Here is a 19,631-nt window from a genome sequence, read left to right on the forward strand (position 1 = left end):
GATTACTCGAAAAAATATAAATAGAGGAAACGATGGCGAATTATAGCACCAACGAGTTCAAGGGCGGCCTAAAAATTATGATGGACGGCGAGCCTTGCAGTATCTTAGAAAATGAAATGGTAAAACCTGGTAAAGGCCAGGCGTTCAACCGTGTTCGTATCCGTAAACTTATCTCTGGTAAGGTGCTTGAAAAAACCTTTAAATCGGGTGAATCAGTTGAAGGTGCTGACGTAATGGATACAGATTTAGCGTATCTATACACAGACGGCGAATTTTGGCACTTCATGAACAACGAAACATTTGAGCAAATTGCTGCTGACGAAAAAGCACTAGGCGATGCAGTTAAATGGTTAGTTGAAAATGATTTATGTACAATTACATTATGGAACGGCAGCCCTATTGCTGTTACACCACCTAACTTTGTTGAGCTTGAGATCACTGAAACAGATCCTGGCCTTAAGGGCGATACAGCGGGCACTGGTGGTAAACCAGCAACGCTTAGCACAGGCGCTGTAGTACGAGTTCCATTATTTGTACAAATTGGCGAAGTAATTAAAGTAGACACTCGTAACGGTGAATACGTAAGCCGTGTTAAGTAAGCTTTAACATTGTTTATAAAATCCCAGCTTAAGCTGGGATTTTTTTTGGAGAAAATATGTCAGCAGATCTTTGGGCCCCAAGCGCAAGCATTGAAACACTAAAACAACGTGCAGCGATATTACGTAACATTCGTGAGTTTTTTTATACGCGTAATGTAATGGAAGTAGAAACGCCGAGCTTAAGTGCTGCCAGTGTAACCGATGTGCACTTAGCCAGTTTTAACACCACATTTGTAGGTCCAGGGCATGCTGGTGGGCTTCCTCTTTTTTTACAAACATCCCCAGAGTTTGCTATGAAACGCTTGTTAGCAGCAGGCTCAGGCGCTATTTTTCAGCTTTGTAAAGCATTTAGAAATGAAGAAGCAGGTAGTCATCACAATCCCGAATTTACAATGCTTGAATGGTATCGCCCAGGCTTTGATGAGTTTGCACTTATGGATGAAATGGATGAACTAATGCGGCTTGTTTTAGATGTTGAGCCGGCAACAAGGCTTACTTATCAGCAAGCGTTTGAACAAGCACTTGGGCTCGATCCGCTAACAGCGAACATAGAGCAATTAAAGCAACTAGCGTGTGAGCATGGATTTGCTGATATAGCCCAAAATGAAACGCATAAAGATACCTTACTGCAATTATTATTTTGTATGAAAGTGGAGCCCACAATAGGACAAAATAAGCCATGTTTTGTGTATCACTTTCCAGCTTCTCAAGCGGCACTTGCACAAATTTGTGAACACGATACACGCGTAGCAGGGCGCTTTGAGCTTTATTACAAAAATATGGAATTGGCGAATGGCTTTAACGAACTCACAAATGCCAGCGAGCAAGCTAAACGTTTTAATGAAGATAACGCATACCGCGCTGAAAACGGTTTAAAGCAAGTGCCAATGGATACGCGTTTAATTAAAGCGCTGGAGCATGGATTACCTCAGTGCGCAGGGGTGGCTTTGGGTATAGATAGGCTTGTAATGCTCGCAACAAATAAAGAGAAAATTAAAGACGTAATCGCGTTTGATGTGCAAAGAGCGTGATGCTTGGCTTGTAGGCGTAGGTGGAAAACCTGTCGGTGCGAATTTATTTCGCGCTCATGTAATTTAACTTTATAAAAAAGCGAGGTATAAAACCTCACTTACAATAAACATCAACCCCAACAACCTACGGCAAACCTGTAGGTGCGAATTTATTTCGCGCTCGTGTAATTTAACTTTATAAAAAGCGAGGTATAAAACCTCACCTACAAATAAAAAACACCGCGTTTAAATTAAACGCGGTGTTTTTTTATTGCTTGCTGTAGCTTTCATTTGAAAGCCAACGGCTATGCTTTACAGATTAAGTGTGAACGTAACACCTGCTACGCGAGGCTCACCTAATTGTGTATAGGTATGCGTTGCGTAACCATCTTGTGGGTCATTACCAAATTCAAAACCACGTGTAGGGACTGTTTCGTCAAATACATTACGAGCCCATGCGCGAACTGCCCACATGCCTGCTTCGTAGCCAAAGCTTAAATTAACTAAGTTGCTGCTTGGTGCTTGTGAATTGTGACTATCTGAGAAGTAGTAATCGTCCTTACCTTCAATACCAACCATGCCGTAAAATGCGTTAGTAAAGTTGTAACGTGCAGTAAACGCATACTGGTATTTAGGTGACTGTGCTTGTTCGCGACCGTCTTGATTTAAGCCTGATTGTGTTACAAAGTCGTCAATTTCAGTGTTTAAGTAACCAGCACTACCTGTTAAAAATAGATTATCAGTTAGTTGGTAACTACCTTCAACTTCAAGTCCGTAGTTGCTACCAGAACTTGCGTTATCAACATAACCGGTAAATTGCTGACCTTCTACTTGCCATGCTTTTAACTGAATATCGTCGCGGTGCATGTAAAATGCTGCTAAGCGAAGTGTAAATTTGTCATCAAGCGATGAACCTTTAACACCAAATTCGCCACTCCATAAATATTCAGGGTCAAAACTGGTGTGCTGTTGGAAAAAATCAGCGCTTAGGTTTAAGCCTTCATCTTTGGCTTTAGCAAGCGCTTCTGAGTTAATACCGCCAGCTTTGTAGCCACGCGTAATGCTGGTGTAGATCATAGTGCGATCAATTACTTGATATTCAAGCGCTATTTTACCGCCAACCATTACATCGTCAGTATCTTGTATAAAGCCATTGCTATCAGTGTAGTCGCCTTGGTATTGCTCTACACGTAAACCTGTAATTAATGTTGTTTTAGGACCAATTGGTGTCGCTACTTGACCGTATACTGCAACGTTACTCGTTTCGTAAGTTGAAGAGAACGGGCTTGCTAACCATGTGTACTGGCGCTCTAAATCAACATCACGGTTTTGGTAATAAATACCTGCAACCCAGTTACCTGTTTTAGAATTAAATTGTAAATCTACAGATTGGTCATCGCGATCGCGACTGTAAAGATCGGTGGAGCTGTATCCATCTGGATGTAAGCCAGCAGCACATAACTTTGGCTCACTTGTATCGTTACATACCCAGTCTTCGTCAAAGCTATAAAGCAACTCGGTATCAATAGCCGACAGGTTTAAATTTACATCAAAAGCGTCAAAACCCGTGTAAGTATTATTAACGCCTATAGCGTAGCTTTGTTGATTATCTTGTCCTGGTTCATCGGCAACACTATTGCGGCTGTTATCAAGCGTAAACGCATCATAGCCGTTGTTTATATCAATATAGTGCAGGTTTAGCTCAGTATTTAAATGCTTTGTAAGCTGGCTGTTTAATTTAAAACGGGCTACTTGTTCGTCTTGATTTTGTGTTTCGTCATTTAAGTACAGGTTATCTACGTAACCGTCTGACTTTCTACGAAAGTAGCTAACGCGTGCGCTAGTGTCATCTGTTAAGCCAGTGCTTGCTGCAATGCCTGCTTCGCGGGTGTTGTATGTGCCAGCACCTACTTGTAATTTTAAGCTTGGATCGCTTGTGGCTTTAGCTGAACCCATTTGGATCATACCGGCCATACCGTCTGCGCCAAAGCGTGTACCTTGTGGCCCACGATAAATTTCTACTTGGTCTATATCAAATAATAATGAACTGCCACCAAGGCCAGAATAGTTAATACCATCAATAACTAAGCCTACAGATGGATTAATAGGGTCTACAAATTGTGAACGAAGTCCCACGCCACGAATTTGAATATAACGACCGCGCGACGCACCAGATGCAAAATTTACATTGGCGGTACTGCCTAACATTTCGTCTAAGTAACTTGCACCACGTTGATTAATTTCATCTTCGCTGAATAAGCTCGCACTCGCGCTTAAAGTTTGAATGCTTTCGCGCTGAAAATCGCCGGTTACAACAATTCTTTCTAGGTCGCTATCATCAGCGTTAGCTGCAATTGGTGCACCAAGCAGCGGTAAAAGTGCGGCAGTAATTAAAGACAAACGTAAGTTCATTGGGTTACTTAACTCCATTTTAGGGACTCGTATGGTAGCAATTATTTAAACACATGTGCTATAAACGCGGCAATTATACGTTAAATAATCAGGATTACTAATATGACCTTTAAAGTTGACTTCAAGGTACGTGATTACGAATGTGACTTACAAGGTATTGTAAACAACAGCGTCTATTTTAATTATTTAGAGCATGCTCGACATGAGTTTTTGTACGCACACGGTATTGATTTTGCTCAGTTAGCAAAAGATAAAATTAACCTAGTCGTGATGCGCAGCGAAATGGATTATAAGCATTCTCTATTACCAGGTGATGAATTTTATGTGGCTGTAGAGCCGCAGCGTATTAGTCGTTTAAAATTTGCCTTTAAGCAAACGGTTATACGTAAAAGCGATGAAAAAGTAATGCTCAATGCACTGGTTATAGGAACGTCTGTTAATGAAAAAGGTAGGCCATTTTTACCAGAGCAAATAGATAACGTATTCAAAACTACAACTTAGTACTTAATCGGACAACTTTTAAACTATCATAGAACAAAAATTTACATTTAAAACATGCATTTTTAACGGATAAAGTGCATAAATATTGTTACTATTACATTAATTAGACAATTAGTTAGTAGTAGCATGAAATTAGCAGCAATACCGATGCTTATAGTCGGTTTATGTGTTGGTTGCGCATCAACAGGGACGGTTACCAGTGAGCAGCTTAAATACACCCAATGGCAATTATCACGTGTTGATGGTTTAGCAATTCCACCTTCGTTTAATGCATCAATGAGCTTTATTGAAGCGCTGCAAGTAAACGGTTTTGCTGGCTGTAACAAATTTTTTGGTGAAGGCTCGCTTGAAGAAAGTAACCTTACCGTAAGTAAATTAGGAATGACGCGCAAGTCGTGTGGCGAAGAGCTTGATGAGTTTGAGCAGCAGTTATTACAAGCCTTAAAGCAAGGTGCAGAACTTAAAATGCAAGACCAGCAATTAGTCATGCAAGGTGAGCAAACATTTGTGTTTATCCCTAAATAATTTTAAGTTTTTGAAAAACAGCCCCTTGCGGGCAGTTTTTAACTGACGTACACTCAGCGCAGATTTGTTGAATAATATCTTCGAATCGACGAACAAAATTTATATATCAATACTTGTCGGAGTGCCAAAGCTAAGTAATTAGTTTTTGGCTGAGATCGCGAAAGCGGGATCCGTGAACCTGATCAGGTTAATACCTGCGTAGGGAACAAGCTGTCTAAAATGGGACGCTTGTGCGTCTTTTTTTATGCGCACAATAAAGTGATTTTGTTTTTTAGGCTGCAAAGTAGCATGTACGCTACTTTACGATCTTTCTCTATTCCTCGGAATATCTGACAAGACAACCCTTAAGCAATGAGGCAAGTCATGTCAAATACTACAAATAAAGCGTCACGCCGAGAAACTCGTGCTGCCGCGTCTGAATATATTTATAACTTAACGGGTCAACCGTTCCCAAATTCTCATAAAGTATACGTTGAAGGAACTCAACCAGGCGTGCGCGTTGGTATGCGTGAAATCACGTTAAGTGATACGTTTATTGGCGGCACAGATGAAAACCCTGTTTATGAGTCAAACGATCCGCTACGTGTTTACGATACGTCGGGCCCGTATACCGATCCTAATTTTAAACTAGACGTGCGCAAAGGTTTACCAAAATTTCGTGAACAATGGATTGAAAACCGTGGTGACACCGAAATTTTAGAATCAGTGACGTCGCAGTTTTCGCAGCAGCGCATGGCAGATGAAGGGTTGGATCATATTCGCTTTGATCACCTTCCAAAAATTCGCCGTGGTGTCGCTGGTAAAAACGTAACGCAAATGCACTACGCACGCCAAGGGATTATTACCCCTGAAATGGAATACGTAGCCGTTCGCGAAAATATGGGACGTGCAGAAATTCGTAAAGAATTACTAGCCGCGCAGCATAAAGGCGAGTCGTTTGGTGCGAGTATTCCTGAATTTATTACCCCAGAATTTGTACGCGACGAAATAGCCCGTGGTCGCGCTATTTTACCAAATAATATAAACCATCCAGAAACAGAGCCTATGATTGTAGGTCGTAACTTTTTAGTAAAAGTTAATGCCAACATTGGTAACTCATCGGTTAGCTCATCTATTGAAGAAGAAGTAGAAAAAATGGTGTGGTCTACCCGCTGGGGCGCAGACACCGTGATGGACTTATCAACGGGGCGTTACATTCACGAAACGCGCGAATGGGTTGTACGTAACTCGCCTGTACCTATTGGCACAGTACCGATTTATCAAGCGCTTGAAAAAGTAAACGGTGTGGCTGAGGATTTAACGTGGGAGATTTTCCGCGATACGCTTATTGAACAAGCCGAGCAGGGTGTTGATTACTTTACTATTCATGCCGGTGTACTGCTTCGCTACGTACCAATGACGGCTAAACGTGTAACCGGTATTGTGTCGCGCGGTGGCTCAATTATGGCTAAGTGGTGTTTAGCGCATCACAAAGAAAACTTTTTATACACGCACTTTGAAGACATTTGCGAAATTTTAAAACAATACGATGTGTGTTTTTCATTAGGTGATGGCCTTCGCCCAGGTTCTATTGCTGATGCCAACGATGAAGCGCAGTTTAGTGAGCTGCGCACATTAGGTGAACTGACTAAAATTGCGTGGAAGCACGACGTACAAGTATTTATTGAAGGCCCAGGGCATGTGCCAATGCACATGATTAAAGCCAATATGGATGAGCAATTAAAGCATTGCGACGAAGCGCCATTTTACACTTTAGGCCCGTTAACGACCGATATTGCACCAGGGTACGATCATATCACCTCTGGTATTGGGGCGGCCCAAATAGCATGGTACGGCTGTGCAATGCTTTGTTATGTAACACCTAAAGAGCATTTAGGTCTGCCAAATAAAGAAGATGTTAAAGAAGGCTTAATTACCTACAAAATAGCTGCACATGCCGCCGATTTAGCAAAGGGGCACCCAGGCGCGCAAGAGCGCGATAATGCGCTATCAAAAGCACGTTTTGAGTTTAGATGGCATGATCAATTTAATATTGGTTTAGATCCAGAGCGTGCTCGTGAGTATCACGACGAAACCCTTCCGCAAGAATCAGGCAAAGTGGCTCACTTTTGCTCTATGTGTGGCCCTAAATTTTGCTCTATGAAAATTAGCCAAGAAGTACGCGATTACGCTAAAGATTTAGAAACACGCGGTATTGATCCAAATGACGCTGGCGAGGCTATTGAGATCAAAATGATTGATGTAGAAGCCGAGATGAAAGCTAAATCTGCCCAGTTTAAGCAAACAGGCTCAGAAATTTACCACAAAGCGGTATAGCAATAAGTTAGATGCAGATGTAGGTGAGGTTTTATACCTCGCTTCTTTAAACATTGAAGAAGTGCGAGTGAGTTCGCACCTACTAATAACTGCTTTTGGAGGTTTTATGTTTTATAACATTGCTGTGGTGGGTTTTGGTTTAGCAGGGCGCTTAGCTGCCCTTGAGCTAAGTAAGTTGCATCATGTAACGGTGTTTGAAGCAGACGATGAGCAAACCCCAAATAGCGCCGGTAAAGTGGCAGCAGCCATGCTGGCACCGCTGGCTGAGTCGGTATTGTGTGAGGCTGATTTAGCTTTAATGGGTCTTGATTCAATGAAGCGCTGGCCAGAAATAGTGAGTGAACTTGAGGGGGATGTGTTTTTTCAGCAGCAAGGCACATTGGTCGTTGCGCATCAGCAAGATAAGGGCGACCTACAAAGCTTTACTCAGAGAATAAAGCCCATAGCAGGGCACAGCGCTCAGGCATTAAATGCTCAGCAAATAGCGCAGTTAGAGCCAGAGCTTGCTAATCGGTTTAACCAAGGTCTATTTTTACCCTGCGAGGGGCAAATAGATAACCAAGCCTTTTATAAAGCAAGTTTTACCATGCTCAACAAGCGCAAAGTTAAGTGTGTGTTTAACCAGCGCGTAACCATTAAAAACGGCGAAATAAATAATCGGCCATTTGACTATATTATAGATTGTCGTGGGCTTGGTGCTAAAAGCGATAAACCGCTTAGAGGTGTGCGCGGTGAAGTAGCAAGACTATATGCACCTGAAGTAAATTTAACTCGACCTGTGCGTTTAATGCATCCGCGTTACCCAATTTATATAGCGCCTAAACCTAATCATGAATATGTAATTGGTGCGACCGAAATAGAATCGCAAGATAGCGGCGCCGCAACAGTGCGCTCAACTCTTGAGTTACTTTCAGCGGCTTATACCGTACACAGCGGATTTGCCGAAGCACGACTACTTAATATTCAAACCGGATTACGCCCTGCATTTAGCGATAACCGCCCAGAAGTATCACAAGTTGGCAATGTAATTAGCATTAACGGCTTATATCGTCATGGTTATATGCTGGCACCGGCATTAGTGGCGCAAGTAGCTTCACGAATAGAGTGAGAATAAAATGAACATTACAATTAATGGCGAGCTACTTAATGTTAATAGCAAAGCGCTCGTCGAGGTACTTCAAAGTTTTGGTGCAGTTGCGCCTTTTGCTGTGGCTGTTAATGGCGAATTTATTCCACAAAGTCGGCACAGTAACTATGTACTTAATGAAGGCGACAGTGTTGAGTTGCTGTCACCCATTCAAGGCGGATAAAGCTCATGCAAACTAAAGACTGTTTAACTATTTATGGTGAGCAAGTAAATAGCCGTTTATTAATAGGCTCTGCGCTTTATCCGTCGCCTGATATTATGACCCAATCGATAGTCGCCTCTGGTGCTGAAATTGTTACCGTGTCGCTTAGGCGCCAACAAAGTGCAGCAGCCGGTGATGACTTTTGGCGGTTAATAAAAAATACAGGCTTAAAAATACTGCCTAATACCGCCGGGTGCCACAGTGTTAAAGAAGCCATAACGCTTGCAAAAATGTGCCGAGAGGTATTTGCCACCGACTGGATTAAGCTGGAGCTGATTGGCGATGATTACAATTTACAGCCTGACCCTTTTGCGTTACTTGAAGCCACAAAAATATTAATTAATGATGGCTTTAAAGTATTGCCTTATTGCACCGATGACTTAGTACTTTGCCAGCGCTTAAATGAGCTAGGGTGTGAGGTGCTTATGCCGTGGGGGGCGCCAATAGGCACCGGTAAAGGCTTGTTAAATAGCTATAATTTAAAAACTATTCGAGAGCGTTTACCCGATACCACATTAATAGTAGATGCAGGTTTAGGTTTGCCATCGCATGCCTGCCAAGCACTCGAAATGGGGTATGATGCGGTATTATTAAATTCAGCCATTGCAGGGGCGGGCTGCCCAATTACTATGAGCCGCGCATTTAAAGCCGCAGTTGAAGCAGGGCGCTTTGCATATCAAGCAAAAGCAATGCCTGAAAAAGACGTTGCAGCCCCATCAACCCCAACAATGGGTATGCCATTTTGGCATCAGCAGTGAAGGAAAAAATATGAATAACGTAGTGTGGACAATTGCCGGATCTGATTCTGGCGGCGGTGCAGGCATTCAAGCTGATATAAAAGCAATGCAAAGTTTTGGTGTACATGGCTGCACGGCAATTACGGCGCTTACTGCACAAAATAGTTTAGGCGTAGAGGCTATTAATGCAGTGTCGACTGATATTATTGAGTCGCAGTTACTAGCGCTTGAAAAAGACATGAAAGCCAAAGTTATCAAAATTGGTATGTTAGCCAATGTGCAGCAAATTCAGTTAATCAGTGAACATATAAGTCACTATAAAGCTAAGTGGCCAGTGCCTCCCGTTATTGTATATGACCCTGTTGCTATTGCCTCAAGCGGTGACTTACTAACTGAAGAGGACACCGTCAGCGCAATAAAAGAATGCCTACTGCCGCTGGTGGATGTAATAACCCCAAACACTCACGAAACACAGCTATTAACCGGTGTGTATTTAATTGGCCCTGCTGCAATAAAAGAAGCGGCTAATAAGCTATTAAGCTGGGGTGCAAAAGCCGTTGTTATTAAAGGCGGACATTGGGATTACCCAAGTGGCTACTGCATTGATTATTGTATTGATAGTAATACGCAAAGTGGTGAAGAATATTGGCTTGGCAATCAAAAAATACAAACACCGCATAACCACGGCACCGGATGTAGCATGGCTTCGGTAATTGCTGCGTGTTTAGCTAAAGACTACCCATTAAAAGATGCCTTTATTTTAGCTAAAGCATATATAAACCAAGGGTTAAAACAGTCTGTACGCTACGGCGAGGGAATTGGACCGGTTGCTCATACATCGTTCCCCACTAATTTAGCTGACTACCCACAAGTAATTGAGCCAGGGAGCTGGCTGGGTGATGAATTAGATTTTGATGTGCCGCTTGATTTTAATATGGCTGCTGATTTTGCTCCATGTGAAAGTAAATCGCTTGGCTTATATGCGGTTGTAGATAGCACAGATTGGTTAGAAAAATGCTTACAACAAGGCATTAAAACAGCGCAGTTACGCGTTAAAAATAAAACGCAAGATGAGCTTGATGGGCTCATTAAGCAAGCTGTTGAGCTGGGAAAGCAATACAACGCACAGGTATTTATAAACGACTACTGGCAGTTAGCTATTAAGCACGGTGCATATGGCGTGCATTTAGGGCAAGAGGATTTAGAGATTGCCAATTTAGCGGCAATTAAAGATGCTGGGTTAAGGCTTGGGCTTTCTACTCATGGTTTTTATGAAATGCTGCGTGCGCATAATTATCGCCCTAGTTATATGGCATTTGGTGCTATTTACCCAACCACAACAAAAGATATGACAGGCCAAATACAAGGCCTTGAAAAGCTCATTAAATTTGTACCTCTTATGCAAAGCTACCCAACAGTAGCAATAGGCGGTATTGATTTAAGCCGTGCTGAGCAGGTAGCTAAAACAGGCGTGGGCAGTGTTGCCGTAGTGCGTGCGATTACCGAAGCTGATAATTACGTAGAGGCTATAAGCGCTCTGCAAGTGGCCATAAGCAGTGCCAATTAAAACTAACAAGGGTAATACTAATAAGGCTGATAAACGTGAGTGAGCTAAGCGATAAAGAAACCCTGCGTTACAGCCGCCATTTATTGCTTAGAGAAGTTGGGCTTGAAGGGCAATTAGCACTTAAATCCTCAACGGTTGCAGTAGTGGGGGCTGGTGGTCTAGGTAGCCCAGCGCTTTTATATTTAGCCGCTGCAGGTATTGGAACGCTTATTTTAATTGACGATGATGAGGTTGAGCTTTCAAACTTACAGCGCCAAGTGCTTTATAAAATAAATCACTTAGGACAAAGCAAGGTCGCCGCAGCGGGTAAAGTATTAGCGAGTCTTAATAATCAAATAAACATAGTAACGCATTGTCAAAAGCTAGATGAGAGTAATGCAGCTAACATGCTCAAAGGTGCTGACATCGTACTTGATTGCTCTGATAACTTTAGTACTCGCTATAGTGTTAACCGTTATTGTATTAGCAATAAAACACCGTTAATTTCGGGTGCTGCACTCGCAACCAAAGGGCAATTAATGGGCTTTGATTTTAGGCAAAGTGATAGCCCATGTTATGGCTGTGTTTTTCCACGGGGCGAAGCTACACCGGTTATCAATTGCAGTAACGCTGGGGTTATTAGCCCGTTACTTGGTGTAATAGGCTCTATGCAGGCGCAACTTACGCTCAACTTATTGCTGGGGCATGCAGAGGGAGGTGTGTTTATAACCTTTGATGCGCTCACTTTAAAACAACAGCACTTTAAAGTGATTAAAGATTCAGAGTGTAAAGAGTGTGGTAAATAAGTTTTTGAGGGGCTTGTGCCTTTTATTAAATGTAGCGTTAAAGAATTAAAAGCTGCGCTTTTCGCGTGAGCAAGCTTCACGCCTACAACATATCAAACTTTTGCACCAAGCTTGTTGACGCACAGCTTGCTGGCGTGACGAGCAAAGCTCGTAATTTCTATGCTTTGGTGTCTTCTCATTTACTCCTATTTGTGCAATAAGGTTTTAAGTGATTTATTCACAAAGAGGTTAAGAGGGCGCTGCGCTTTAGAGAAGTAAAAATAAATAATTACTATGTTTTATATCTTCTCATTTACTCCTCTTTTACTTCTCTTTGTGCAATAAGATTTTAAGTAATTTATTCACAAAGAGGCTAAGAGGGCGCTGCGCTTTTCGCGTAAGCAGGCTTTGCGCCTACAAAAATAAAAAACCGCGTTAATTAAACGCGGTTTTTTTAATTTCGAATTAACGATTGATTTTAATCGTTAATTTTTGCAAATGCAGTACCTAAGCGAGTAACCACTTCTGGTAGTTGGTCATCCAGTATTTCAGCTTTATCAGCACCCCATGCTAGTACCACAGTAGAGCCTAATTTAAATCGACCCATTTCTTCACCCTTTTTAAGCGTGATAGCGTTATCGCCAGTGGTTGGGTATTTCCAACTAAATACATCGCTACCTGCTGGTGGCGTGACAGTACCTGCCCAAATAGTTTCTATGCTGGCTACAATTGTTGCGCCAACAAGTACCATAGCAAGCGGACCAATCTCAGTTTCAAAAATTGCTACTACTCGTTCATTACGCGCAAACAAGTTAGGCACGTTTTGCGCTGTAAGTGGGTTTACTGAAAATAAATCACCTGGCACGTAAATCATTTTGCTTAGTGTGCCATCAATTGGCATATGAATACGGTGGTAATCTTTAGGTGCTAAATAAATCGTTGCAAACTTACCGCCTAAAAATGGTGTTGTATCATCTTGTGAGCCGCCTAGTAGCGCTTGTAAGCTGTAATCGTGACCTTTAGCTTGTATTAGCTGTCCGTCAACAATATCGCCTAGCTGGCTGATTGCGCCATCCACTGGATGAATGATGATATTGCTATCTTCTACCATTGGGCGCATGCCGTCTTTTAAAGGGCGAGTAAAAAATTCATTAAAGCTTTTATAATGAGCCGGATCTGGGTATTGGGCTTCGCTCATATCTACTTTATATTGCTTAATAAATAGTTTAATTAAAGTCGTTGTTAAAGCACCTGCTTTAGCTGCGGCTAATTTACCCACTACACGTGAAATAAAATGTTTTGGCATTGCGTACTGCATTGCGATTTTAAATTTGTCTAAACTCACAGTATTTATCCTAAATTATACGCGAGGCGCACGGGCGCCTGCACGGCCATCGGCCATTGTTTCTAAAATTCGGTGGTAGCTGTCAAAGCGCAATTGAGAAATTTTTCCATCTGCTACAGCTTCTTTAACTATACAGCCCGGATCGTTTAAATGTTTACAGTCTCTAAAGCGGCATCCGCCTATAAATTCTCTAAACTCTTTAAAGCACCAGGTTACACGCTCAACATCTAAATGCCATAAACCAAATTCGCGAATTCCTGGCGAGTCGATTAGGTTACCGCCACTTGGTAAATGGTGAAGGCGTGAAACAGTTGTTGTGTGCTGGCCTAGGCCGCTGTTTTCAGATACTTCTTTAGTTAATATTTCAGCGTTAGGTAATACAGTATTAACGAGGGTTGATTTACCCACACCACTTTGGCCAACAAAAATGTTATTTTTACCAACAAGTACTTCTTTTAATTCATCAATACCATTACCCGATATATTACTAACAAGGAGTACTTGGTAATCAAGTTTACGATAGATATCGAGAACTTTTTGTATTTCGCTAAGACCTGCGTCATCAATTAAATCTATTTTATTGAGTACTAAAATTGGCTCAATACCCATATCTTCACAGGCTATTAAATAGCGGTCGATAATACTTGGGGTAAACTCAGGTAATACCGCCGATACCATGAGTATTTGATCAATGTTAGCCGCAATAACTTTTACGCCGTCGTAAAAGTCAGGGCGGGTAAGTTGCGAGCGACGCTCTTGCGTGGCTTCAATTACTCCGGCTAAATCACCTTCACTTACTTTGGCACGGCGAAACAATACCTCATCACCACACACTAAATTTGACACGGTACGTCGTATATTACAACGAAGTACATCGCCATTTTCAGTTTCGACATCGGCGTGTTGGCCAAAACGACTGATCACAATTGCGCTCTCGACCTGACCTAAATTATCGGTTTGCCACTCTTGCGCGCCTTTTTTAGCTGGTCTTGAGTCTGCGCTATTAATGCGCTTTTGGTGGTTGGCCTTGATCTGACGCGATTGGCCTTTACTTAATTTTTTCTGTTTTGCCACTGGAGGCCTATAACCTTAGTTAAATGTCGCTTTTCCTAAAAAAAGCTTTAGCTCGACGGTTGATGCTAATATGATATATCGAAATGCGTTGGATCTAAAGGAAAGCACCGCTTAGGTAATTATGACTATTAATAAATCAAACTTAATTTGGCTCGATCTTGAAATGACAGGACTCGAACCAGAGACCGATAAAATACTCGAAATTGCGACGGTTGTCACTGACGCAGACCTGAATATATTAGCTGAAGGGCCAACCATAGCTATTCATCAAAGTGATGAATTACTAAATGGTATGGACGAGTGGTGTACTACGCAGCATGGTAAGTCGGGTTTAACAGCGCGCTGTAAAGCAAGTACATTCGATGAAGAGTATGCCGTGGCACAAACGTTAGATTTTTTAAAACAGTGGGTGCCTGCAGGTGTATCACCAATGTGTGGTAATTCAATTGGGCAAGACCGCCGCTTTATGAATAAATACATGCGTGAACTTGAAGATTTTTTTCATTACCGCAATCTTGACGTGAGTACTATTAAAGAATTAGCACGTCGCTGGAAACCCGAAGTGCTTGCAAAAGTGAATAAAAAAGGCTCGCACCTTGCTTTGGATGACATTAAAGATTCGATTATGGAATTAAAAGTCTATAGAGAAAATTTCTTTAATTTGTAAAAAACACTTGCAAACACATCGGATTATTGTAGAATCCTGCCCCGCTCAAGACGATAACCCACGCGGGGTTAGTGTGTTTGAGTGATTGAATTACCATCAATAAATGCGGTACTAGCTCAGTTGGTAGAGCGCGACCTTGCCAAGGTCGAGGTCACGAGTTCGAGCCTCGTGTACCGCTCCAATTTCTAACCAAAAGAAATTGTAGTGTTGAATGAAAATATAATGCGGTACTAGCTCAGTTGGTAGAGCGCGACCTTGCCAAGGTCGAGGTCACGAGTTCGAGCCTCGTGTACCGCTCCAATTTCTAACCAAAAGAAATTGTAGTGATTAAAAGAAGTAAAATGCGGTACTAGCTCAGTTGGTAGAGCGCGACCTTGCCAAGGTCGAGGTCACGAGTTCGAGCCTCGTGTACCGCTCCAATCTTTTTATATCCTTTCAAAATTCTCTGTATTAAAAATCATAAATAAAATTATAATTTAAAATCTCTCTTATCTACTTTATTCTATGTACAATATTCAGCATTAAAGTTTTGGTTGTTAGAAATTATTACTTCGCGCGCCTAAGATTTACGTCTATAGAGTGGCGTATTTTGAATCTATGAGGGTATGGCTGAAGAAAAACAGAGGTTAACATTTTAAACCGAGAAGCTTGAGTTAAAAAAGCTCCCCCTGAATAGTTGCTATAACTCGTCTAGAGCCACCAGAATCACGATGTTCACCTAAATAAATACCTTGCCATGTACCTAACGCTAAATAACCATTTGAAATAGGAATACTTAACTCGCAGCCTAACGTACTGGTTTTTATGTGTGCAGGCATGTCGTCGTCACCTTCATAATCGTGGCGATAATAAGGCTGACGCTCAGGAACGAATTTATTGAAATGGCTCTCCATGTCCATACGAACAGTGGGGTCTGCATTTTCGTTTATTGTAAGGCTCGCTGAGGTATGCTGAATAAATAAGTGCAACAAGCCTATTTTGTAACTCGCCAGTTCTGGAAGCTGAGACAATATTTCGTCATCGATTATATGAAAACCTCGCGGGCGAGGCTTTAATGTAATTTGCTTTTGCTGCCAACTCATAATTTATCGAAACTAACTTCAATGTTTGCATTACCAGCATCACAGCTAAATGGCATTATGATTTTTTTACCTTGGCTTTTGTGAGTAATTGTATGACCCTTACCCGATACCACAATAGGCGTTGCCATATCAAAGTCGAAGCCTTTCTCGCCAAGTAAATTTTTAGCACCACCTGTTACCATGTTGGTTATTTCGCCAACCATATCAGTAACTTCTTCATCTATAGCATCAGGGCGTTCGCCAAGCATACGCTCCATGATGGTCAATGCTAATCCTTCATCAAATGTAATTGAAAATGATCCTCGCGTTTGCGGGCCAACCATGCCAATCAAACCTGATACATCACCACAGGCTATCTCATCAGTTTTAATGCGAGGTTTACCCGGTTTTAATTGAGTTTGAGCCATAGTGCTCAAAACATTAATTAAAGAAGATAAAAAGGGATTGATGAATTCTACATTCATAATGGCTACTCTTAAATTTGTTCTGTGAAATGACTATATAGTTTGAGTATAGTCACTAAGGATAACTTTGAAGGATTATGATGCTCTGCAAGATTCACATTTACCATGTGCTTCTATTGTCTGCCCTGATACAACAAACCCACCTTCGGCAGCTAAATTATTTAGCTCATGCGAAATTACACTCGAGTGTAACTCTTTGACAAAACCACAGGTATCGCAAATTAACAATTGTACTGGGTGTATATGGTCAAAATGATGACACAGCATAAATGCATTTGTGCTTTCAATTTTATGAATAAAACCTAGCTCAGCTAAAAAGTCTAATGCACGATAAATAGTTGCAGGTTTAGCACCCGTTTCAGTTATTTTTAATTGCTCAAGCAAATCGTATGCACCAACACCACCTTGTGCGCTGGCTAATAGGCGAAATACTTTCTCGCGGATAGGCGTAAAACGCGCACCACGGTTGTCACAAACTTGTTTTGCTTTACTTACGAGTGATTCTATATTCATCATTACTCTTATCCTTATGCTACCGTGATATACTAACATACTGTGTTGTAGTTGCAGCGTTTTTATTAAGCGCTTTTTACCTAGGAAACCCAGTAATGCACGAACTATTAGCTATATTTATTTTCTTTTTTGCGGTTATTGACCCCATTGGTACTGTACCTGTATTTATTGCAGTCACACGTGGTGATGATGAGAAATTTAAACGCAAAGTTATATATAAAGCGGTAGGCGTATCTGCATTAGTGCTCTTATTTTTTGTACTTGCAGGTGAGCAATTACTTAACGCAATTGAAATTCCGCTTTCGGCTTTTCAAATAGCCGGCGGTATCATATTACTTATTTTTGCGCTCTCAATGATATTTGGTGAAAGTAAACCAGAAGCCGAAATTAAAAGTGTACGCGACAGCACTGAAACCGCTATTTTTCCGCTTGCGATTCCCTCTATCGCGAGCCCTGGCGCTATGTTAGGCGCCGTATTAATGACTCGTAATGAAGAATATACCTGGGTTGAGCAGTTACTAACGTCTTCGATGATGCTTGCTGTATTAGCGGTTGTACTGGTTTTGTTACTGCTTGCAACACATGTACATAAATTAATTGGTGATAGTGGTGCAAGTATAATAAGTAGAATTATGGGGCTTATTTTAAGCTCGGTTGCGGTTACCAATATTTTAAATGGCATAGCCCATTATTTTGGCTTGCAGGTTTTCTCTTAACATTGATGCTCGCTAGGCTTTTGTGTAAAATGCAGCGCCTTTTAAGCTGTGCTTAATAACTTTAATACCCTGAGGTTTGCTTTGAATAAATGTACTTTGGATAGACGCTTTTCTGTGGCCCCAATGCTTGATTGGACTGATCGCCATTGTCGTACTTTTCATCGCAAAATGACTAAACATACTGTGCTTTATACTGAAATGATAACCACAGGGGCTATTTTATTTGGTCGAGGCGACTACTTACATTTTAATAAACACGAAGGCCCAGTTGCGCTGCAACTTGGTGGCTCTGATCCTAAAGCGCTTGCGCAATGTGCAAAACTTGCAGGTGAGCGTGGTTATGACGAAATAAATTTAAATGTAGGTTGCCCGTCAGACAGAGTTCAAAATGGCCGATTTGGCGCATGTTTAATGGCTGAACCTCAATTAGTTGCTGAGTGCGTAGCTGCAATGAAAAACGAAGTAAGCATTCCTGTTACCGTTAAAACGCGTATTGGTATTGATGAGCAAGATTCGTATGAGTTTTTATGTGCGCTTATTGAAGCGTCTCATAAAGTAGGGTGTGATGATTTTATTATTCATGCTCGTAAAGCATGGCTTAATGGTTTAAGCCCGAAAGAAAATCGTGAAGTTCCACCGCTTGATTATCCACGTGTTTATCAACTTAAAAAAGATTATCCGCAGCTAGACTTAAGCCTAAATGGCGGTGTTAAAACAATTGAGCAGAGCCTAGAACATTTGCAACATATTGATGGTGTAATGATTGGGCGTGAGGCTTACAGCAACCCATTTATGCTCAATGACGTTGATGAGAAAATTTATGGTGATGCTGCAAACACGCAGTCACGCCACGACGTAGTGCGTTCAATGTATGACTACATTGAAGAAGAAATGCGTTTGGGTGCTAATTTTTGGCATATTGCACGTCACATGCTCGGTATTTTTCAGGGGCAGCCTGGTGCGCGAGGTTTTAGACGCCACCTTTCTGAAAGTGGTCACGGTAAGCAAGCTGATTTATCGGTAATGGATAAAGCATTAAGCTTTGTACCAGAATAAAAGCTAAGCTTTAAAAATTCTAAATTTTAGCCACTTTCGAGTGGCTTTTTTGATCCTAAAAATTAGTCAAAATCATAATTTATTGGCCAATTACACTCTATGTTGTTCAGCTTAAAGTCACTAAAATTTAGAGTGATTATTGTTTATCATTATGATTTTAAATGTTTTATTTTTGTTTTGATGGACTTGGCACAACTCTTGGAATCTTCTTGTTGAAATTAATTAAAAATCAACAGGAGAATACCATGGGAATCTTTAACCGCGTAAATGATGTAATTCAATCAAACATTGTCGCCATGCTTGATAAAGCAGAAGATCCAGAAAAACTTTTAAACCTAATGCTTACCGAGATGCAAGATGCATTGAATGAGTGTCGTAGTACAGCAGCCGCTTTATTGTGTGAAGAGAAAGTAATTAATCGCCAAATTGATACTAAAAAAACAGAATTAGCAGCTTGGCAAATGAAAGCAGAACGTGCTGTTGAGAAGGGCAGTGATGACCTTGCTAAATCAGCTTTACTTGAGAAGCAACGCGTTAACGAAAGCATTGAAAATAAGCAAACTCAACTAGAAACATTGCAAGAGTCTATTGCAAAAATTAAGTCTGATTGTGAGCGCTTGCAGCAAAAAATGGCTATGGCTAAAACTAAGCAAGCTCAGTTAATGCAACGCCATAATGTTGCTATTGCTAGAGGGCGAATCAGTACGCAACTACAAAGCGATAAAGTAGCTCATGCGTTGTCTCGTTTTGAACAAATAGAGCAGCGTGTTGAAGGTATTGAAGCTCAAGTAGAGGCTTATGAGCTGACTGATACAGCAAGTTCTACCAGTGCCCAAATTGAGTCGTTAGTTAAAAATGAAAAAATTGATGCTGAACTGGCTCGCTTAAAGGCGAACTTAAATACTAATTTAAAACACACTGCTTAGGAGATTGC

At 41.3% G+C, this 19,631-nt stretch carries 20 protein-coding genes, 3 tRNA genes and 1 riboswitch; of the genes, 17 read left to right on the forward strand and 6 right to left on the reverse strand.

Annotated features, from left to right (window positions below):
* Window positions 1–32 precede the first annotated feature (32 nt).
* Together efp and epmA are read left to right on the forward strand one after the other, a co-directional pair.
* Window positions 33–599: an elongation factor P gene (gene efp / locus H5157_RS00165; RefSeq protein WP_024596699.1), complete on the forward strand. Its 567-nt coding sequence runs from the start codon at window positions 33–35 to the stop codon at window positions 597–599.
* Between the two features lie 56 nt (window positions 600–655).
* Window positions 656–1,630, forward strand: coding sequence for an elongation factor P--(R)-beta-lysine ligase (gene epmA / locus H5157_RS00170; protein WP_182694741.1), 975 nt, complete (start codon window positions 656–658; stop codon window positions 1,628–1,630).
* Between the two features lie 291 nt (window positions 1,631–1,921).
* Here the strand turns inward: epmA and H5157_RS00175 are convergent, their stop codons facing one another.
* Entirely contained in the window at window positions 1,922–4,039 is a 2,118-nt protein-coding gene (locus H5157_RS00175) for a TonB-dependent receptor (protein ID WP_182723906.1), read from the reverse strand.
* Between the two features lie 84 nt (window positions 4,040–4,123).
* Between H5157_RS00175 and H5157_RS00180 the strand changes: the two genes are divergently transcribed.
* From H5157_RS00180 to H5157_RS00215, 8 genes are all read left to right on the forward strand, one after another.
* Window positions 4,124–4,522, forward strand: coding sequence for a thioesterase family protein (locus H5157_RS00180; protein WP_010555268.1), 399 nt, complete (start codon window positions 4,124–4,126; stop codon window positions 4,520–4,522).
* 126 nt (window positions 4,523–4,648) lie between these two features.
* Window positions 4,649–5,047, forward strand: coding sequence for an META domain-containing protein (locus tag H5157_RS00185; RefSeq protein ID WP_032826923.1), 399 nt, complete (start codon window positions 4,649–4,651; stop codon window positions 5,045–5,047).
* 107 nt (window positions 5,048–5,154) lie between these two features.
* Window positions 5,155–5,269, forward strand: a riboswitch (TPP riboswitch).
* Between the two features lie 141 nt (window positions 5,270–5,410).
* Window positions 5,411–7,363, forward strand: a complete 1,953-nt coding sequence (thiC, locus tag H5157_RS00190; protein WP_220491753.1) for a phosphomethylpyrimidine synthase ThiC — start codon at window positions 5,411–5,413, stop codon at window positions 7,361–7,363.
* 106 nt (window positions 7,364–7,469) lie between these two features.
* Window positions 7,470–8,471, forward strand: coding sequence for an FAD-dependent oxidoreductase (locus tag H5157_RS00195; protein WP_182711410.1), 1,002 nt, complete (start codon window positions 7,470–7,472; stop codon window positions 8,469–8,471).
* A gap of 7 nt (window positions 8,472–8,478) precedes the next feature.
* Window positions 8,479–8,673 carry a sulfur carrier protein ThiS gene (gene thiS / locus H5157_RS00200; protein ID WP_002960781.1) on the forward strand — a complete coding sequence of 65 codons (195 nt, stop codon included), beginning with the start codon at window positions 8,479–8,481 and terminating at the stop codon, window positions 8,671–8,673.
* Between the two features lie 5 nt (window positions 8,674–8,678).
* Window positions 8,679–9,470, forward strand: a complete 792-nt coding sequence (locus H5157_RS00205; RefSeq protein WP_182694737.1) for a thiazole synthase — start codon at window positions 8,679–8,681, stop codon at window positions 9,468–9,470.
* Window positions 9,471–9,480: 10 nt separating this feature from the next.
* Complete coding sequence (gene thiE / locus H5157_RS00210; RefSeq protein WP_182723907.1) at window positions 9,481–11,016, forward strand: thiamine phosphate synthase; 1,536 nt, start codon at window positions 9,481–9,483, stop codon at window positions 11,014–11,016.
* A gap of 35 nt (window positions 11,017–11,051) precedes the next feature.
* Window positions 11,052–11,801 (forward strand): HesA/MoeB/ThiF family protein, encoded by a 750-nt coding sequence (locus H5157_RS00215; protein ID WP_182723908.1) that lies wholly within the window; start codon window positions 11,052–11,054, stop codon window positions 11,799–11,801.
* Window positions 11,802–12,258: 457 nt separating this feature from the next.
* Here H5157_RS00215 and asd read toward each other — a convergent pair whose 3' ends face one another.
* Entirely contained in the window at window positions 12,259–13,125 is an 867-nt protein-coding gene (gene asd, locus H5157_RS00220) for an archaetidylserine decarboxylase (RefSeq protein WP_004336058.1), read from the reverse strand.
* Window positions 13,126–13,140: 15 nt separating this feature from the next.
* Window positions 13,141–14,199: a small ribosomal subunit biogenesis GTPase RsgA gene (gene rsgA, locus H5157_RS00225; RefSeq protein WP_004336055.1), complete on the reverse strand. Its 1,059-nt coding sequence runs from the start codon at window positions 14,197–14,199 to the stop codon at window positions 13,141–13,143.
* Between the two features lie 121 nt (window positions 14,200–14,320).
* Between rsgA and orn the strand changes: the two genes are divergently transcribed.
* The 4 genes from orn (at window position 14,321) to H5157_RS00245 (ending at window position 15,285) form a co-directional block, all read left to right on the forward strand.
* Complete coding sequence (gene orn / locus H5157_RS00230) at window positions 14,321–14,866, forward strand: oligoribonuclease (RefSeq protein ID WP_004336052.1); 546 nt, start codon at window positions 14,321–14,323, stop codon at window positions 14,864–14,866.
* A 105-nt stretch (window positions 14,867–14,971) separates the two neighbouring features.
* A tRNA-Gly gene (locus tag H5157_RS00235) sits at window positions 14,972–15,047 on the forward strand.
* Window positions 15,048–15,090: 43 nt separating this feature from the next.
* A tRNA-Gly gene (locus tag H5157_RS00240) sits at window positions 15,091–15,166 on the forward strand.
* Between the two features lie 43 nt (window positions 15,167–15,209).
* Window positions 15,210–15,285: transfer RNA gene (locus tag H5157_RS00245), tRNA-Gly, on the forward strand.
* A 234-nt stretch (window positions 15,286–15,519) separates the two neighbouring features.
* On the opposite strand, the gene H5157_RS00250 is transcribed toward H5157_RS00245, so the two are convergent.
* The 3 genes from H5157_RS00250 to H5157_RS00260 all read right to left on the reverse strand — a co-directional run bounded on the left by H5157_RS00250 (window position 15,520) and on the right by H5157_RS00260 (window position 16,925).
* Window positions 15,520–15,948, reverse strand: coding sequence for a secondary thiamine-phosphate synthase enzyme YjbQ (locus tag H5157_RS00250; protein ID WP_024589772.1), 429 nt, complete (start codon window positions 15,946–15,948; stop codon window positions 15,520–15,522).
* Window positions 15,945–16,412 carry a chemotaxis protein CheX gene (locus tag H5157_RS00255; protein ID WP_182719901.1) on the reverse strand — a complete coding sequence of 156 codons (468 nt, stop codon included), beginning with the start codon at window positions 16,410–16,412 and terminating at the stop codon, window positions 15,945–15,947. Before H5157_RS00255 ends, H5157_RS00250 begins: the two co-directional genes overlap by 4 nt.
* Before the next feature lie 75 nt (window positions 16,413–16,487).
* Window positions 16,488–16,925: a transcriptional repressor gene (locus H5157_RS00260; RefSeq protein WP_002957918.1), complete on the reverse strand. Its 438-nt coding sequence runs from the start codon at window positions 16,923–16,925 to the stop codon at window positions 16,488–16,490.
* 95 nt (window positions 16,926–17,020) lie between these two features.
* Here H5157_RS00260 and H5157_RS00265 point away from each other — a divergent pair, with 95 nt between their 5' ends.
* The 3 genes from H5157_RS00265 (at window position 17,021) to H5157_RS00275 (ending at window position 19,623) form a co-directional block, all read left to right on the forward strand.
* Window positions 17,021–17,641: a MarC family protein gene (locus tag H5157_RS00265; RefSeq protein ID WP_002957920.1), complete on the forward strand. Its 621-nt coding sequence runs from the start codon at window positions 17,021–17,023 to the stop codon at window positions 17,639–17,641.
* Window positions 17,642–17,764: 123 nt separating this feature from the next.
* Window positions 17,765–18,697, forward strand: coding sequence for a tRNA dihydrouridine(20/20a) synthase DusA (dusA, locus tag H5157_RS00270; RefSeq protein ID WP_039485439.1), 933 nt, complete (start codon window positions 17,765–17,767; stop codon window positions 18,695–18,697).
* 245 nt (window positions 18,698–18,942) lie between these two features.
* Window positions 18,943–19,623 carry a PspA/IM30 family protein gene (locus H5157_RS00275; protein WP_039485436.1) on the forward strand — a complete coding sequence of 227 codons (681 nt, stop codon included), beginning with the start codon at window positions 18,943–18,945 and terminating at the stop codon, window positions 19,621–19,623.
* Window positions 19,624–19,631: the final 8 nt, after the last annotated feature.

The sequence above is a fragment of the Pseudoalteromonas sp. SG43-3 genome (assembly GCF_014164385.1).
Taxonomy (GTDB): domain Bacteria; phylum Pseudomonadota; class Gammaproteobacteria; order Enterobacterales; family Alteromonadaceae; genus Pseudoalteromonas; species Pseudoalteromonas distincta.

Coding starts and splice junctions, on each gene's coding strand:
- efp (WP_024596699.1), top strand. CDS start 33: ATGGCGAATTATAGCACCAACGAGTTCAAGGGCGGCCTAAAAATTATG.
- epmA (WP_182694741.1), top strand. CDS start 656: ATGTCAGCAGATCTTTGGGCCCCAAGCGCAAGCATTGAAACACTAAAA.
- H5157_RS00175 (WP_182723906.1), bottom strand. CDS start 4,039: ATGGAGTTAAGTAACCCAATGAACTTACGTTTGTCTTTAATTACTGCC.
- H5157_RS00180 (WP_010555268.1), top strand. CDS start 4,124: ATGACCTTTAAAGTTGACTTCAAGGTACGTGATTACGAATGTGACTTA.
- H5157_RS00185 (WP_032826923.1), top strand. CDS start 4,649: ATGAAATTAGCAGCAATACCGATGCTTATAGTCGGTTTATGTGTTGGT.
- thiC (WP_220491753.1), top strand. CDS start 5,411: ATGTCAAATACTACAAATAAAGCGTCACGCCGAGAAACTCGTGCTGCC.
- H5157_RS00195 (WP_182711410.1), top strand. CDS start 7,470: ATGTTTTATAACATTGCTGTGGTGGGTTTTGGTTTAGCAGGGCGCTTA.
- thiS (WP_002960781.1), top strand. CDS start 8,479: ATGAACATTACAATTAATGGCGAGCTACTTAATGTTAATAGCAAAGCG.
- H5157_RS00205 (WP_182694737.1), top strand. CDS start 8,679: ATGCAAACTAAAGACTGTTTAACTATTTATGGTGAGCAAGTAAATAGC.
- thiE (WP_182723907.1), top strand. CDS start 9,481: ATGAATAACGTAGTGTGGACAATTGCCGGATCTGATTCTGGCGGCGGT.
- orn (WP_004336052.1), top strand. CDS start 14,321: ATGACTATTAATAAATCAAACTTAATTTGGCTCGATCTTGAAATGACA.
- H5157_RS00250 (WP_024589772.1), bottom strand. CDS start 15,948: ATGAGTTGGCAGCAAAAGCAAATTACATTAAAGCCTCGCCCGCGAGGT.
- H5157_RS00255 (WP_182719901.1), bottom strand. CDS start 16,412: ATGAATGTAGAATTCATCAATCCCTTTTTATCTTCTTTAATTAATGTT.
- H5157_RS00260 (WP_002957918.1), bottom strand. CDS start 16,925: ATGAATATAGAATCACTCGTAAGTAAAGCAAAACAAGTTTGTGACAAC.
- H5157_RS00265 (WP_002957920.1), top strand. CDS start 17,021: ATGCACGAACTATTAGCTATATTTATTTTCTTTTTTGCGGTTATTGAC.
- dusA (WP_039485439.1), top strand. CDS start 17,765: ATGCTTGATTGGACTGATCGCCATTGTCGTACTTTTCATCGCAAAATG.
- H5157_RS00275 (WP_039485436.1), top strand. CDS start 18,943: ATGGGAATCTTTAACCGCGTAAATGATGTAATTCAATCAAACATTGTC.